The following is a 15,390-nucleotide window of genomic DNA, read 5'->3' as shown; positions in this document are numbered from 1 at the left end:
CGGGCGGATAGCCTGCGCACATGGGTCTGAATACGTCGGCTGACGCGCCGCTGCCGGTCGGTCAGGTGTCCCGGCTCATCGGGGGCTGGATCGACCGGCTGGGCCAGGTGTGGGTGGAGGGGCAGATCACGCAGCTCTCGCGGCGGCCGGGGGCGGGGGTGGTCTTCCTGACGCTGCGCGACCCCTCGCACGACATCTCGCTCAGCGTCACCTGCTTCCGCCAGGTCTTCGACGAGGTCGCGGACGCGGTGACGGAGGGCGCGCGGGTCGTCGTCCTGGCCAAGCCGGAGTGGTACGCCCCGCGCGGGCAGCTGTCGCTGCGGGCGACCGAGATACGGCCCGTCGGCATCGGCGAGCTGCTCGCCCGGCTGGAGAAGCTCAAGCGCTCGCTCGCCTCCGAGGGGCTGTTCGCGCTGGACCGCAAGAAGCCGCTGCCCTTCCTGCCGCAGCTGATCGGGCTGGTGGTCGGGCGGGCCTCGGCGGCCGAGCGCGACGTACTGGAGAACGCCCGGCGGCGCTGGCCCGCGGTCCGCTTCGAGGTGCGCAACGTGGCGGTCCAGGGGGTGAACGCGGTGCCCCAGGTGATCAGGGCGGTCAAGGAGCTCGACGACCTGGACGAGGTCGACGTGATCATCGTGGCGCGCGGCGGCGGCAGCGTGGAGGACCTGCTGCCGTTCTCCGACGAGGAGGTCGTACGGACGGTCGCGGCGGCCCGTACGCCCGTGGTCTCGGCGATCGGGCACGAGCCGGACTCCCCGCTGCTGGATCTCGTCGCGGACCTGCGGGCGTCCACGCCCACCGACGCGGCGAAGAAGGTGGTCCCGGACGTGGGCGAGGAGCTGGAGCGGGTACGCCAGCTCCAGGGCCGGGGGCTCCGGGCGGTGCGCGGGCTGCTCGACCGGGAGGAGCGGGGGCTCGCGCACGCGCTGGCCCGGCCGGTCTTCGTCCATCCGCAGCGGATGGTGGAGACCCGCGAGGCCGAGCTGGAGGCCCTGCTGGGGCGCACCCGGCGGACGCTGGGGCACCTGCTGGACCGGGCCGATTCCGAGCTGGCGCACACCCTGGCCCGGGTGGTGGCTCTGTCCCCGGCCGCGACGCTGGAGCGGGGGTACGCCGTACTCCAGCGGGCGGACGGGCACGTGGTGCGCTCGCCGGAGGAGGTCTCGGGGGACGAGGTGCTGCGGGCGCGGGTGGCGGAGGGCGAGTTCTCCGTACGGGTGGCGGGGCCCGGCGCCGAGTGAGCCGGCCGGCCCGGACACCCGGAAGATATTCGATGCACTGCACACATAAGGCGGAACGGGAATGACGGAAACCGATACCTCGTTGGGGTACGAGCAGGCCCGGGACGAGCTCATCGAGGTCGTCCGCAAGCTGGAGGCCGGCGGCACGTCGCTGGAGGACTCCCTCGCGCTCTGGGAGCGCGGCGAAGAGCTCGCACAGGTCTGCCGGCACTGGCTGGAGGGCGCTCGCGCCCGGCTCGACTCGGCGCTGGCGGCCCGCGAAGCGGGGGCCGGCGGGGCCGACGGCGCCCGTGAGGGCGGCGGGGGTGGCGAGCGGGACGCCTGAGAGGCGGACCAAACGTGATGTGAGTCATTCCCAAGCCGATTTAGTTGAAAGTTCTACAACTTCCGGCTTAGAGTCGAGGCATCGCTTCACCCCCCGCATGTATGGAAGAAGGCTTTCCGATGTCTCTCGTTCTCGACTCCGCCGCCCAGGACCTGCTCTTCCGCGAGGCCCGCACCGCCAACTCGTTCTCCGACGAGCCGGTGACCGAGGAGCAGATCCAGGCGATCTACGACCTGGTGAAGTTCGGCCCCACCGCCTTCAACGGCACCCCGCTGCGCATCACCCTGGTCCGCTCCCCCGAGGCCCGCGAGCGCCTGGTGAAGCACATGGCGGAGGGCAACCAGGCCAAGACCGCCGCCGCGCCGCTCGTCGCGATCCTCTCCGCGGACAACGAGTTCCACGAGGAGCTGCCGCGCCTGCTGCCGCACTTCCCGCCGGCCAAGGACATGTTCTTCTCCGAGCGCCCGGTGCGTGAGCAGTCCGCGCTGGTGAACGGCGCCCTTCAGGCCGCGTACTTCATCGTGGGCGTCCGCGCCGCCGGCCTGGCCGCGGGCCCGATGACCGGCGCCGACCTCGCCGGCATCCAGAAGGAGTTCCTGGACGCCGACCACACCCCGATCATGGTCGTCAACATCGGCAAGCCGGGCGAGGACGCCTGGTTCGACCGCTCCCCGCGCCTGGGCTTCGACGAGGTCATCACCACCGTCTGAGTCCCGACACTCCGGACATCCGGACATCCGGGTATCCCGGGTATCGGGACATCCGCACAGGTACGCAGAAGGCCGCTCCCCGGGATCCCGGGGAGCGGCCTTCTCGCATGCCACTCGGGCTACTGCTGCGCGCCCTGCCTGAACTCCAGCGCCGCCGCCATCGCGCCCAGCTCCTCGAACGAGGCCGTGCCGGTCACCACCGTGGCGTGCCCCTGCTCCTGCCGGACGAGGGCGTCGTACTTCTCGCCCTCCCAGCGCTCCCAGACCAGGTCTCCGACCTGCTGCGTCTGCCCGGTGGCCTTCGCGTTCCGGGTGACGCCGGCCAGGTGCTTGGCCGAGGCGTCGCTGGACTGCTCGATCGCGACGTACTGCCCCTTCGGGTCCAGGAAGCCCAGGTGCCAGGCGTTCGCGGACTTGCGGTCGTACGTCACCGAGGTCGCGCGCCACTGCTCGGGGAGCCCCACGGGCGCGGCCACCGGATACGGCGCCGCGCGCCGCGCGGTGATCGTCTCCACCCGGTAGTCGACCACGTGTGTCGGATCGGCCTTGTCGTCATGTGGGACGAAGATGTAGATCCCGGCGACGACGATACCGATCACCGCCAGCGACCGGACCATGTCCCAGACCGTCTGCTTGCCCTTCATACCTGCCACGCCACCATCGTCCCCCATGACCGGGAGTGATCTCCGCCGGGGTCGGCGCGGCGCCCTCACGGGTCCGCGAGATGTTCCGCAAGATGTCCGCTCACGCCAATCGCCTGACCGATACGGCGCTCATACGTGACCCGGTCTGCTCAATTTGTCGACGTACCGATAGAGTTCCAGCACCCTCACTTCCCGGCCGTCGCCGTACAGAAAGGTGCGCTCCGATGACCGAGCACAACCTGCCGCCCCAGCTCGAAGTCTCTCCGGAGGCCCCCGACCGCAACCTCGCCCTGGAACTCGTCCGGGTGACCGAGGCCGCTGCCATGGCCGCGGGCCGGTGGGTCGGGCGCGGCGACAAGCTCGGCGCCGACGGCGCCGCGGTCAACGCGATGCGGACCCTGATCTCCACCGTCTCGATGAACGGCGTCGTCGTCATCGGCGAGGGCGAGAAGGACGAAGCCCCGATGCTGTTCAACGGCGAGCGGGTCGGCGACGGCACCGGCGCCGAGGTCGACATCGCCGTGGACCCGATCGACGGCACGACGCTGAACGCCAAGGGCATGCCGAACGCGATCGCCGTCCTGGCCGCCGCCGACCGCGGCACCATGTTCGACCCGTCCGCGGTCTTCTACATGGAGAAGCTGGTCACCGGGCCCGAGGCCGCCGACTTCGTCGACATCAACGCCCCCGTCTCGGTCAACATCCGGCGCGTCGCCAAGGCCAAGAACATGGCCGTCGAGGACGTCACCGTGATCATCCTGGACCGCCCCCGCCACGAGGGCATCGTCAAGGAGATCCGCGAGACCGGCGCCCGGATCAAGTTCATCTCGGACGGCGACGTCGCGGGCTCGGTCATGGCGGTGCGCGAGGGCACCGGCGTGGACCTGCTCCTCGGCATCGGCGGCACCCCCGAGGGCATCATCTCGGCCTGCGCCATCAAGTGCCTCGGCGGCACCATCCAGGGCAAGCTGTGGCCGAAGGACGAGGCCGAGCGCCAGAAGGCCATCGACGCGGGTCACGACCTGGACCGCGTCCTGCACACCAACGACCTGGTCTCCGGCGACAACGTCTTCTTCGTCGCCACCGGCATCACGGACGGCGAGCTGCTGCGCGGCGTCCACTACCGCTCGGAGACGGCGACCACGTCCTCGCTGGTCATGCGCTCGAAGTCGGGCACGATCCGGCAGATCGACTCGACGCACCGCCTGTCGAAGCTGCGCGCGTACAGCGCGATCGACTTCGACCGCGCCCAGTAGGAGCCTGCGCACAGGGCAGCAGGTACGGCGAGAGGGGCGCCACCGCGTGCGGCGGTGGCGCCCCTCTCGCTTTCGTGTGTACGGGGCTCAGCCCGCGGCGGCTATCGGCCCGGCTCCCGGCGCCTGGCGCAGTTCCGCCGCCCGGCGCCTGCGGCGGGCCAGCACCACGCGGCGCTCGGCCGCGGTGAGCCCGCCCCACACCCCGTACGGCTCGGGCTGGAGCAGTGCGTGCTCGCGGCAGGCGACCATCACCGGGCAGCGCGCGCAGACGCGCTTCGCGGCCTCCTCGCGGGAGAGCCGGGCCGCCGTCGGCTCCTTGGAGGGGGCGAAGAACAGCCCCGCCTCGTCCCTGCGGCACACCGCCTCCGCGTGCCATGGGCCGTCATCTTCCCTCGCCGGCACCCGCGGCTTCGGTACGGCGGCCGGACGCGCCTGAAGGCTCGGTACGGCGGCTACCTGCAGGGACTGATGCGGCGGATGCGGCACGGCCTACTCCTGACGACGTATACGCAAGCGAGAGACGATGCACCTGTCCCTACCCGCTGTGCGCGCCCCTATGCACTGCGTGGGGCAAGGGCGCCGCCCCGCCGAACTTCGACCGAAACGCGACGCCCGCGCACACCGTCACGTGCCCGCGCACGCCCGGCCGGATTCCGCCGCCGTCGCCCCGGGTGGCGCGGCCCGCGGACCCGCTACTCCCGGAGGCGCTGCCGGCTGGAGGCCCTACCCCTGGAGGCGCTTGCGCAGCTTGAGGGCCAGGTCGACCAGGCGGGCGCCGAGCTTGGGCCGGGCCTCGATGTTGCCCAGCAGGGCGAAGCCGCGGATGATCACGACCGGGGCGCTCGGGTCGGTGGTGTCGGCGCGGCCCTCCCCGTGCACCTCGAAGTTGCCGAGGACCCCGCTGCCGTAGCCGCGGAGCGTCACGTTCTCCGGGACCGTGATCTCGACGTTGCCGAGCACGCTCGTCACGTCGATCTCGGTGACCTGCTGCTCGAAGACGGCCTCGGTGAGGTCGATGGTGACGTCGCCGAGGACGCAGACCACGCGGGTGTGCGCGCCGGGCCGCCAGCCGCCCTTGCGGGTGGAGCTGCTGCACACGGCGACCACGGTCTCCGCGACCGCGCCGCCGGCCTGGCCGGCGGCGGCCGGGGTCGGGCCCGGGGCCGGATGCTGTCCGTACGCGGGCGCCGCCGCGGCCGGGCCGCCGGGCGCCGGGAGGTCCCGTACGAGCACCTCCAGCTCCCCGACGGTCTTCACGGCGTACAGCGAATCCAGCCGCTCGGAGTGCTCGTCGGCGGTCAGCCGGCCCTCGGCGAGGGCGTCGGCCAGAATGTGCGCGATCCGGTCGCGGTCGGCGTCGGAGGCCCGCAGGTCGGCGGGCGCGGCAGGCTTCTTTTCCAGGTCCACGTCGGCCAGCATAGCGATACGCGATAGATCGCGATAGTTGACAGTGAGCCTTACCTCACAGACACAGTCCCGGACGGAGGTCCTACGCTGGATAGCCGCGCTGCCAATTGGTCGTCAGCGCCGTCTGCCGAGTGAGGAATGACTGCCGTCATGCCAGAGTTTGCGTACACCGACCTTCTGCCCCTGGGCGAGGACACCACCCCCTACCGGCTGGTGACCTCGGAGGGCGTCTCGACCTTCGAGGCCGACGGCCGTACGTTCCTCAAGGTCGAGCCCGAGGCGCTGCGCAAGCTCGCCGAAGAGGCCATCCACGACATCCAGCACTTCCTGCGCCCCGCGCACCTCGCGCAGCTGCGCCGGATCATCGACGACCCCGAGGCCTCGTCGAACGACAAGTTCGTCGCCCTCGACCTGCTCAAGAACGCGAACATCGCGGCGGCCGGCGTCCTGCCGATGTGCCAGGACACGGGCACGGCGATCGTGATGGGCAAGCGCGGCCAGAACGTCCTGACGGAGGGCGCCGACGAGGCGGCCCTGTCCCGCGGGATCTACGACGCGTACACGCGGCTGAACCTGCGCTACTCGCAGATGGCCCCGCTCACCATGTGGGACGAGAAGAACACCGGCTCGAACCTGCCCGCGCAGATCGAGCTGTACGCGACCGACGGCGGCGCGTACAAGTTCCTCTTCATGGCCAAGGGCGGCGGCTCGGCCAACAAGTCCTTCCTCTACCAGGAGACGAAGGCGGTCCTCAACGAGGCCTCCATGATGAAGTTCCTGGAGGAGAAGATCCGCTCGCTCGGTACGGCGGCCTGCCCGCCCTACCACCTGGCGATCGTGGTCGGCGGCACCTCGGCGGAGCACGCGCTCAAGACGGCCAAGTACGCCTCGGCCCACTACCTCGACGAGCTGCCGCGCGAGGGCTCCCCGCTGGGCCACGGCTTCCGCGACGAGGCCCTCGAACAGCAGGTCTTCGAACTGACCCAGAAGATCGGCATCGGCGCGCAGTTCGGCGGCAAGTACTTCTGCCACGACGTGCGCGTCGTGCGGCTGCCGCGCCACGGCGCGTCGCTGCCGGTCGCGATCGCCGTGTCCTGCTCGGCGGACCGCCAGGCGACCGCGAAGATCACCGCGGAGGGCGTCTTCCTGGAGCAGCTGGAGCGCGACCCCGCCCGCTTCCTGCCGGAGACGACGGACGAGCACCTGAACGACGCGTCGGACGTGGTGTCGATCGACCTGAACCAGCCGATGGAGGACATCCTCGCCACGCTCACCAAGCACCCGGTGAAGACCCGCCTCTCCCTGACCGGCCCGCTGGTCGTGGCGCGCGACATCGCGCACGCCAAGATCAAGGAGCTGCTGGACTCGGGCGCGGAGATGCCGCAGTACCTGAAGGACCACCCGGTCTACTACGCCGGCCCGGCGAAGACCCCCGAGGGCTACGCCTCGGGCTCCTTCGGCCCGACCACGGCCGGCCGGATGGACTCGTACGTCGAGCAGTTCCAGGCGGCGGGCGGCTCGAAGGTCATGCTGGCCAAGGGCAACCGCTCGCAGCAGGTGACGGACGCGTGCGGCACGCACGGCGGCTTCTACCTCGGCTCGATCGGCGGCCCGGCGGCGCGCCTGGCCCAGGACTGCATCAAGAAGGTCGAGGTCCTGGAGTACGAGGAGCTCGGCATGGAGGCGGTCTGGAAGATCGAGGTCGAGGACTTCCCGGCGTTCATCGTCGTGGACGACAAGGGCAACGACTTCTTCCAGAACCCGGCCCCGGAGCCGACGTTCACCCACATCCCGGTCCGCGGCCCGGGCCTGGCGTAACCGGCGGGGCGGGACCGCCCCCACCACGGCGGGCCCCGGGGGCGATCACCCCCGGGGCCCGCCGCGCATCCCGCGCAGCAGTTCCGCCTCGACCGGGGTCGCGGCCAGGCCGTGCTCCCGTGCCGCGCGCAGCTGCGGGAGCGTGAACCCGTACACCTCGCGGACGGCCTTCAGCGGCACTCCGTCCGGCCCGCCGACGGCGAGGCGCACGGTGCCCTCCGCGGCGACGATGCGCTCGCGGAGCCACGGCGGGGGCGGTCCCCAGTCGCCGTCGCACGCCTGGACCACGTACGCGGAGCAGTACTGCTGCTCCTCCCAGCGCAGCCGGCCGTCGACGACGTGCTGCCACGCCTCGAACCGGCACGAGCCGCACGGCTCGCAGTGGAGCATCACCGAGTGTTCAGCCATCCGGGCAGCATCCTGTACCGGAGCGGCCACCGCATCCGGATAACGTCTACGGCATGACTGAGTCGTCCTTGCCCACCGCCCGCGACGTGCGGGTCATCGCCCATCGCGGGGCCTCCCACGAGCATCCCGAGCACACCCTCGCCGCCTATCGGCAGGCCATCGACGACGGCGCCGACGCGCTGGAGTGCGATGTGCGGCTGAGTGCCGACGGGCGGCTCGTGTGCGTGCACGACCGGCGGGTGGAGCGGACCTCCGACGGGCGCGGGGTCGTCTCCGCCATGACGTACGAGGAGCTGGCCGGGCTCGACTTCGGCGGCTGGAAGGGCGAGGCGCACCGCGGGGCGCAGGTGCTGCTCTTCGAGGACCTGCTCAAGGAGGTGCTGACCGCCGACCGGCCCGTCGGGCTGGCCGTCGAGACCAAGCACCCCACCCGCGCCGGCGGGCGCCTGGAGGCCGAGCTCGTACGGGTCCTCAGGGAGCACGGGCTCGCGGACGGCTCCGACGGCCGGGTCGAGGTGATGAGCTTCTCCCGCAACGCCCTGATCCGGCTGAACCGGCTGGCCCCCGGGCTGCCCGCCGTGTACCTCATCGAGCGGCGGCTGCGGCCCGCCCGGCCGCCGTTCGCCGGGCACGCCGGTCCCGGCATCGACCTGCTGCGCAAGGACCCGGGGCTGGTGGCGCGGCTGAAGGCCCGGGGGCTGCGGGTACGCGTCTGGACGGTCGACGAGCCGGAGGACGTGGAGCTCTGCGTCCGCCTGGGAGTGGACACGCTGATCACCAATCGGCCTCGGGAGGTCCGCGAGTACCTGCGCCGGTTGTGAGCCCGGATGGGAACACCCGGCCGGGTGTGCCGGCCGGGTGTGGGGGGTGCGGGTGGTGCGTTGGTGCGGGGCGGTGCGGTGCGGTGCCGTGCGGTGCCGTGCGGTGTTACGCGAAGCGCTGGCTCGCCGAGCCGTTGCAGGTCTGCAGCCGCAGCGGGTCGTGGGCGGCGGCCACGGTCAGGCACATGCCCGGGGCGGCCGCGGGGCGCAGGGTGGCGCCGTCGCGGACCCAGCTCTGGTTCGCGCCGCCGTGACAGTTCCAGATGATCAGGCCGGTGCCCGCGCCGTAGTTGGCGCCGGGGGCGTCCAGGCAGCGGTCGTGGGTGAGCTCGACGTGGACCGACTTGCGGGCCGCGTCGTACCACCAGCCCTGGTTGCGGCCGCCGTGGCAGTCCCAGCCCAGGACGGCCGTCTCATTGGCGCTGGAGCCGCCCTTCGCGTCGAGGCAGTTGCCGGTCGCCTCGTTCTTCAGCGGCGCGTAGAGGGAGTCCCAGGCCCCGGCCTGGAGGACGGGCGTTCCGGTGCTCGCCGGGTCGGCGCAGGAGGCCTCGCGCAGGCCCGAGCCGTAGAGCTGGGTCAGGCAGGACGCGAACGCCCCGTGGCCCCGGTAGTTGGGGTGGAAGGACTGGCGGGCGGTGTTCTCGTCCCACGGGAAGTGGTCCCCGAGGTCCAGGTACAGGCCGCGGGCCCAGGTGTCCTCCATGCAGACCTCGTGGCCCTGGAAGAGCCGCGAGTTGTCCAGGTACGTGGCCCCCGAGGCCAGCGCCGCCGCGCGCATGCCCTTCTCGAAGGTGGGCACCGCGTAGTTGCGGCCCCAGGCGGCGTCGGAGTCGTAGCCGGCGCAGCCTCCGGGGAGCTTGCCGGGGAAGTTCGGGTTGTCGTAGAAGTCGGGGCCGATGGGGCTGGGGTAGCCCATCACGACGAGCTTGTAGTCGGAGTCGGCGTAGCCCGCGTCGCGCATGACGGTCTTGAGGTCGGCGACCGTCGCCTCGACCTTGGGCTTCAGGCCGTCCACGCGCGCCTGCCAGCCCGGCCCGTACTTGGGCTCGCAGGTGCCCTGGCTGAGCACCCAGCGGGTCACGCAGTCGGTCATGACCGGGCCGAACTGGAGGTCGTCGTTGGCTCCGGCGACGAGCAGCACCATCTTGATCTTCGTATTGCGCGCCTTGACGGCGAGGCTGTCGCTCTGCACCAGCTCGTCGGCGTACTGCTTGCTGCCGCCGATCCGGATGTTGCCGGTGTAGCCGCCGGAGCAGGCGACGTTGAAGGTCAGGTCCGCCGGGATGCCGGTGCGGTGGATCGCGGAATCCGGCGAGCGGTGGCACTGGTTGTTCGGGGTGTTGGTCGCCGGGTCGTAGTTGCCCACGCCCTCGCCCGAAATCTCGCTGTCGCCGAGCGAGATCAGGCCGGTCTTGCGCTCGTTCAGCGGGCGGATCGCCGGGTCGCCGTAGATCTTGACGGCCTCCGCCGCGCGGATGGCCTCCAGTTCGGGCGAGAGCGGGGTGGCGGCGGCCGCGGGGCCGGTCGCCGCCTGGGCCATGGGGGTGATGGCGGTGACGCCCCCGAGGGCGGCCGCGATCGCCGCGACGGCGGCGAAGGTAGATCTGAGCCTGGGTTTCGTACGTACACGTGTCATGAACGCCTCCCCTATCGGTGTTACCCACGGTATTTACTGGCCGGTAGGGGACTTGGGAACACTTCGAACAAGACAATTGCTCAACTTTTTGAGGAGGCAACGAACATGACCGATGATCAGAACCAGGACGCCTACCGGATCGAGCACGACTCGATGGGCGAGGTACGGGTCCCCGCGCACGCCAAATGGCGGGCTCAGACCCAGCGCGCGGTGGAGAACTTCCCCGTCTCCGGGCAGCGCCTGGAGCGCGCCCACATCGAGGCCCTCGCCCTCGTCAAGGCCGCGGCCGCCGCGGTGAACGCGAAGCTGGGGGTGGTGGACGAGGACATCGCCGACGCGATCCGGTCCGCCGCTTCCGAGGTGGCCGAGGGCCGCTGGGACGAGCACTTCCCCGTCGACGTGTTCCAGACCGGGTCCGGCACCTCGTCGAACATGAACACCAACGAGGTCATCGCGACCCTGGCCGGCGAGCGGCTCGGCCGCGAGGTCCACCCCAACGACCACGTCAACGCCTCGCAGAGCTCCAACGACGTGTTCCCGTCGTCCATCCACATCGCCGCGACCGCCGCCGTCACCCGCGAGCTGATCCCGGCCCTGGAGCACCTCGCCGCCGCCCTGGAGCGCAAGGCCGCCGAGTTCGCGGAGGTGGTCAAGGCGGGCCGGACGCATCTGATGGACGCCACCCCGGTGACCCTGGGCCAGGAGTTCGGCGGGTACGCCGCCCAGGTGCGCTACGGCGTCGAGCGGCTGCGCGCCGCCCTGCCCCGGCTCGCCGAACTGCCGCTGGGCGGAACCGCGGTGGGCACCGGGATCAACACCCCGCCCGGGTTCTCCGCGGCCGTGATCGCCGAGGTGGCCGCCGCGACCGGGCTGCCGCTGACCGAGGCCCGCAACCACTTCGAGGCCCAGGGGGCGCGGGACGCGCTGGTGGAGACCTCGGGGATGCTCCGTACGATCGCCGTCTCCCTGACCAAGATCTCCAACGATCTGCGCTGGATGGCCTCGGGACCGCGCACAGGATTGGCCGAAATCAATCTGCCCGACCTCCAGCCGGGCTCCTCGATCATGCCCGGGAAGGTCAATCCGGTGGTCCCGGAGGCCGTACTGATGGTCGCCGCACAGGTGACCGGGAACGACACGACCGTCGCCGTCGCCGGCGCGGCCGGCAATTTCGAGCTCAATGTGATGCTCCCCGTGATGGCCAAGAACCTGCTGGAATCGATCCGGCTGCTCGGCAACGCGAGCCGCCTGCTGGCCGACCGCACGGTCGACGGGATCACCGCGAACGTGGCGCGGGCCAGGGAGTTCGCCGAGTCCTCCCCCTCCGTGGTGACCCCCCTGAACCGGTACATCGGCTACGAGGAGGCGGCCAAGGTCGCCAAGAAGGCGCTCGCCGAACGGAAGACGATCAGGGAGGTCGTGCTGGAGGCCGGGTACGTCGACCGCGGCGACCTGACGCTGGAACAGCTGGACGCGGCCCTCGACGTCCTGCGGATGACCCGGCCCTGAAAACGTCACAGCAGGAGGGCCGGATTCGGTCGTTTCCCGTCCCCGCGCACCTCCGTGACCTGCACCGCAGCGGGCGCGGGGGCCCCAGCCCTAAGATCTGCGCATGACAGGTACCGCAGGCCGCGGGGGCGGCGACGCGCAGGGCAGCCGCTGGCGGCCGGGTGAGCAGATCCTCTGGCGCTACCGCGATCACGCCCCGGGCCTGAAGGGCGCGGTCCACATCTGCCGCCCGGTGACGGTGGTCCAGGACACCGCCGACCTGCTGGCGGTGTGGATGGCCCCCGGCACCGAGTGCGTCAAGCCGGTGCTGGCCGACGGCACCTCCGTCCACGAGGAGCCGCTCGCCACCCGGTACACCGCCCCGCGCACCACCGCACGCTCGCGCTGGTTCGGCGCCGGCGTGCTGAAGCTGGCGCGGCCCGGGGACCCGTGGTCGGTGTGGCTGTTCTGGGACCACGGCTGGCGGTTCAAGAGCTGGTACGTGAACCTGGAGGAGCCGCGGACCCGGTGGTCCGGCGGGGTCGATTCCGTGGACCACTTCCTGGACATCTCCGTCTACCCCGACCGTACGTGGAAGTGGCGCGACGAGGACGAGTTCGCGCAGGCCCAGCGGGCCGGTCTGATGGACGGGGAACAGGCACGTCAGGTGCAGGCCGCGGGGCGGGCGGCGGTGGACGTGATCAAGTCGTGGGGGGCGCCGTTCTCCGACGGCTGGCAGGACTGGCGGCCGGATCCCGCCTGGGGGGTTCCGGCCCTTCCCGAGGACTGGGACCGCACTCCGGCGCATATGACCTCATGAGACCCTTGATGCGCCCCCGGGGTTCAACCGTAAGATCTCCCTCCGCAGGTCGCGCGCGGGAAGGCGCGCTGGGCCCCGAATCCGTAAATGTCGTGCCGTACGCGGGACTTGACCGGAGGTCAACGCAGAGCGAGAGGTAACGAGCGGGACGCGGAACCGCGGGGCGGTGGTGTCCCCGCCGCTGAGCGGGTATACCGCGACTGACCGAGTTGAGTGCAGCGCACATCGAGCGCAAACGGACGGAATTCCACGCGTGACGGAGTACCCCACCTCGCAGGAGGGCCCGCAGCCTGCCGCGGCCGCCGCGACACCGGCCCCGGGCGGCCCCGGCATGCCCGCCGCCCCCGGCGGCCGTGCGGAAGAGCTGGGCCACGGCAAGGCCCCCGTCCCCGCGGCCGAGGCCGTACGCGGCTCGGCCGCGGGCGGCGACGACCCCGTCCGCTCGGACGTCCCGCGCCCGCGCGGCGAGGGCGTACCCGCCCCGCAGGACGGCACGCCCCGGCCGGCGCGCGGCCGCGCGCGCGGCACGGCGGCATCGGGCGCGGCCGGCCGCCGCGGCCGCGACGCCGAGGCGGCGCGCAACGCCGTACGCGACGCCGCGGCAGCGGGCGGGTCCCGGCGGCGCGACGGCGAGGCGGCACGGAACGCCGCGCGCGACGCCGCGCACGGCGAGGACCCGGCCGGCCTGTCCGCCGCCCGGGCCCACGAGGCCCGCGGCGGGGCCCAGGACCGCCCGGCGCCGATACCGGACGCCTCCCGCCCCCGCACGGACGGGGACGAAGACCGAGACGGAGACGGAAACGCGGTAACCGCCGGGCAGGGCGCCGGAGTCGGCGAGGGCTCGGACCCGGCCGCGGACGCCGGGGCGGCCTACGGCGGCCCTGCCGCGGCCGAAGCCGAGGGTGGCGCGGCGGACGCGCAGGCGTACGGCCTGGGCGCCGGTACGGCGGACGGTGCGGTCGGCGGGGGTCTGCAAGGAGCCGAGGGCGGGGTCGCCCGGCGCGAAGGGGACCGGCTGCGGTTCGTCGGGGCCGCGACCCGCCGGATCGCCCGCGGCATCGACCTCGACGAGATCGTCCTCGGCCTGTGCCGGGCCACCGTGCCCACCTTCTCGGACGCCATCCTCGTCTACCTGCGCGATCCCCTCCCCGTGGGCGACGAACGTCCCGTCGGCCCGGTCGTTTTAAGGCTGCGCCGCACCGACCGGCTCCGGCCGATCGACGATCTGACGGGACCCGATTCCGCGGGGGCCGCGGGGGCCCCCGGGGCCGCGGGTTCCGGCGGCGAGCTCGACTTCAGCCAGCTGCCGCTGGTCGGCCCGCAGGGTGACCTGCCCGCGGCCGAGCTCTGCGAGATCCGCCCCGGCGGAGCCCTCGCCGAGGTGCTGCGCGGCGTCCGCCCGGTGTTCGGGTCCGCCGCCGGGGCCAAGGACGCGCTGCCGGAGCTGCTGGGCTCGGAGCACCCCGTACCGCGCGGCCAGCGGGCCATCCTCGCGCCGCTGCGCGGCCGCCGCCGCGTCATCGGCTCGGCGGTGTTCCTGCGCAGCCCCGAGCGGCCCGCGTTCGAGCAGAACGACCTCCTGGTCGCCGCCCAGCTGGCCACGCACACCGCACTCGGCATCGACAAGGCGGTCCTGTACGGCCGCGAGGCGTACATCGCCGACGAGCTCCAGCGCACCATGCTGCCCGACAGCCTCCCCCAGCCCACCGGGGTCCGGCTCGCCTCCCGCTACCTGCCCGCCGCCGAGACGGCCCGGGTCGGCGGCGACTGGTACGACGCGATACCGCTGCCCGGCAGCCGCGTCGCGCTCGTCGTCGGCGACGTCATGGGCCACTCCATGACGTCGGCCGCGATCATGGGCCAGCTCCGCACCACCGCCCAGACCCTGGCGCAGCTGGACCTGCCGCCCGCGGAGGTCCTGCACCACCTGGACGAGCAGGCGCAGCGCCTGGGCTCCGACCGGATGGCCACCTGCCTGTACGCGGTCTACGACCCCGTCTCGCACCGGATCACCATCGCCAACGCCGGCCACCCGCCACCCGTGCTCCTGCACCTGGGCGGCCGCGCCGAGGTGCTCCGGGTGCCGCCCGGCGCCCCCATCGGCGTCGGCGGCGTGGACTTCGAGGCCGTGGAGCTGGACGCGCCCGCCGGGGCCACCCTCCTGCTCTACACCGACGGGCTGGTCGAATCCCGGCTGCGCGACGTGTGGACCGGCATCGAGCAGCTGCGCGAGCGCCTGGCCACCACCGCCCAGCTGACCGGGCTGGACCACCCGCCGCCGCTGGAGGCCCTCTGCGACGACGTCCTGGACATGCTCGGGCCGGGCGACCGGGACGACGACATCGCGCTGCTCGCCGCCCGCTTCGACGGGATCGCGCCCAGCGACGTCGCGTACTGGTTCCTCGACCCGGAGGAGACCGCTCCGGGCCGCGCCCGCCGGTTCGCCCGCCGCGCGCTGACCCGGTGGGGCCTGGAGGAGCTCCAGGACTCCCTCGAACTGCTGGTCAGCGAGGTGGTCACGAACGCCGTGCGGTACGCCGAACGGCCCGTGACCCTGCGCCTGCTGCGGACGGACGTGCTGCGCTGCGAGGTCGGCGACGACTCCCCGCAGCTGCCGCGCCAGCGCCGGGCCCGGGACACCGACGAGGGCGGCCGCGGGCTGTTCCTGGTCAACCGGATGGCCCGCCGCTGGGGCGCGACCCGGCTGAGCAGCGGCAAGGTGGTCTGGTTCGAGCTCCCGCTGCCGGGGGCGCAGGACCGGCGCTGACCGGGCGCGCCCCCGCAGAACACCGCCGCCCCGCAGCGTGGATGCTGCG

The 15,390-nt window shown here is 72.5% G+C and carries 14 protein-coding genes; 9 read left to right on the top strand and 5 right to left on the bottom strand.

What is annotated here, in order from left to right:
- Positions 1 to 20: 20 nt before the first annotated feature.
- The 3 genes from xseA to IF02_RS0122320 all read left to right on the top strand — a co-directional run bounded on the left by xseA (position 21) and on the right by IF02_RS0122320 (position 2,276).
- Positions 21 to 1,241: an exodeoxyribonuclease VII large subunit gene (xseA, locus tag IF02_RS0122330; RefSeq protein WP_030159601.1), complete on the top strand. Its 1,221-nt coding sequence runs from the start codon at positions 21 to 23 to the stop codon at positions 1,239 to 1,241.
- 61 nt (positions 1,242 to 1,302) lie between these two features.
- Complete coding sequence (locus tag IF02_RS0122325) at positions 1,303 to 1,566, top strand: exodeoxyribonuclease VII small subunit (protein WP_030159600.1); 264 nt, start codon at positions 1,303 to 1,305, stop codon at positions 1,564 to 1,566.
- 119 nt (positions 1,567 to 1,685) lie between these two features.
- A complete protein-coding gene (locus IF02_RS0122320) occupies positions 1,686 to 2,276 on the top strand; it encodes a malonic semialdehyde reductase (RefSeq protein ID WP_030159598.1) in 591 nt (196 codons plus the stop codon).
- Positions 2,277 to 2,395: 119 nt separating this feature from the next.
- On the opposite strand, the gene IF02_RS0122315 is transcribed toward IF02_RS0122320, so the two are convergent.
- A complete protein-coding gene (locus IF02_RS0122315) occupies positions 2,396 to 2,920 on the bottom strand; it encodes a DUF4245 domain-containing protein (RefSeq protein WP_234318302.1) in 525 nt (174 codons plus the stop codon).
- Between the two features lie 224 nt (positions 2,921 to 3,144).
- Here IF02_RS0122315 and glpX point away from each other — a divergent pair, with 224 nt between their 5' ends.
- The gene (gene glpX / locus IF02_RS0122310; protein WP_030159594.1) at positions 3,145 to 4,176 is read left to right on the top strand and encodes a class II fructose-bisphosphatase; all 1,032 of its coding nucleotides are present in this window, start codon (positions 3,145 to 3,147) and stop codon (positions 4,174 to 4,176) included.
- 87 nt (positions 4,177 to 4,263) lie between these two features.
- Here the strand turns inward: glpX and IF02_RS0122305 are convergent, their stop codons facing one another.
- A complete protein-coding gene (locus tag IF02_RS0122305; protein ID WP_078622249.1) occupies positions 4,264 to 4,662 on the bottom strand; it encodes a WhiB family transcriptional regulator in 399 nt (132 codons plus the stop codon).
- A 237-nt stretch (positions 4,663 to 4,899) separates the two neighbouring features.
- Positions 4,900 to 5,583, bottom strand: a complete 684-nt coding sequence (locus tag IF02_RS0122300; RefSeq protein ID WP_037836913.1) for a DUF1707 and DUF2154 domain-containing protein — start codon at positions 5,581 to 5,583, stop codon at positions 4,900 to 4,902.
- A gap of 150 nt (positions 5,584 to 5,733) precedes the next feature.
- Between IF02_RS0122300 and IF02_RS0122295 the strand changes: the two genes are divergently transcribed.
- On the top strand, positions 5,734 to 7,401 hold the full coding sequence (locus IF02_RS0122295) for a fumarate hydratase (protein WP_030159589.1): 1,668 nt from the start codon (positions 5,734 to 5,736) through the stop codon (positions 7,399 to 7,401).
- Between the two features lie 45 nt (positions 7,402 to 7,446).
- Here IF02_RS0122295 and IF02_RS34880 read toward each other — a convergent pair whose 3' ends face one another.
- Complete coding sequence (locus IF02_RS34880; RefSeq protein WP_030159587.1) at positions 7,447 to 7,809, bottom strand: hypothetical protein; 363 nt, start codon at positions 7,807 to 7,809, stop codon at positions 7,447 to 7,449.
- Between the two features lie 53 nt (positions 7,810 to 7,862).
- Between IF02_RS34880 and IF02_RS0122285 the strand changes: the two genes are divergently transcribed.
- The gene (locus tag IF02_RS0122285) at positions 7,863 to 8,630 is read left to right on the top strand and encodes a glycerophosphodiester phosphodiesterase (RefSeq protein ID WP_030159585.1); all 768 of its coding nucleotides are present in this window, start codon (positions 7,863 to 7,865) and stop codon (positions 8,628 to 8,630) included.
- A gap of 106 nt (positions 8,631 to 8,736) precedes the next feature.
- On the opposite strand, the gene IF02_RS0122280 is transcribed toward IF02_RS0122285, so the two are convergent.
- Positions 8,737 to 10,266, bottom strand: coding sequence for a ricin-type beta-trefoil lectin domain protein (locus IF02_RS0122280; RefSeq protein WP_030159583.1), 1,530 nt, complete (start codon positions 10,264 to 10,266; stop codon positions 8,737 to 8,739).
- A gap of 105 nt (positions 10,267 to 10,371) precedes the next feature.
- Between IF02_RS0122280 and IF02_RS0122275 the strand changes: the two genes are divergently transcribed.
- From IF02_RS0122275 to IF02_RS32610, 3 genes are all read left to right on the top strand, one after another.
- Positions 10,372 to 11,775: a class II fumarate hydratase gene (locus tag IF02_RS0122275; protein ID WP_030159581.1), complete on the top strand. Its 1,404-nt coding sequence runs from the start codon at positions 10,372 to 10,374 to the stop codon at positions 11,773 to 11,775.
- 103 nt (positions 11,776 to 11,878) lie between these two features.
- Positions 11,879 to 12,574: a DUF402 domain-containing protein gene (locus tag IF02_RS0122270; RefSeq protein WP_030159579.1), complete on the top strand. Its 696-nt coding sequence runs from the start codon at positions 11,879 to 11,881 to the stop codon at positions 12,572 to 12,574.
- 364 nt (positions 12,575 to 12,938) lie between these two features.
- Positions 12,939 to 15,341 carry a SpoIIE family protein phosphatase gene (locus tag IF02_RS32610; RefSeq protein WP_420708192.1) on the top strand — a complete coding sequence of 801 codons (2,403 nt, stop codon included), beginning with the start codon at positions 12,939 to 12,941 and terminating at the stop codon, positions 15,339 to 15,341.
- The last annotated feature ends 49 nt before the right edge of the window (positions 15,342 to 15,390 follow it).

This window comes from Streptomyces sp. NRRL S-244, assembly GCF_000717915.1.
GTDB lineage: Bacteria > Actinomycetota > Actinomycetes > Streptomycetales > Streptomycetaceae > Streptomyces.
This window is presented reverse-complemented; position numbering and strand designations above follow the sequence as displayed.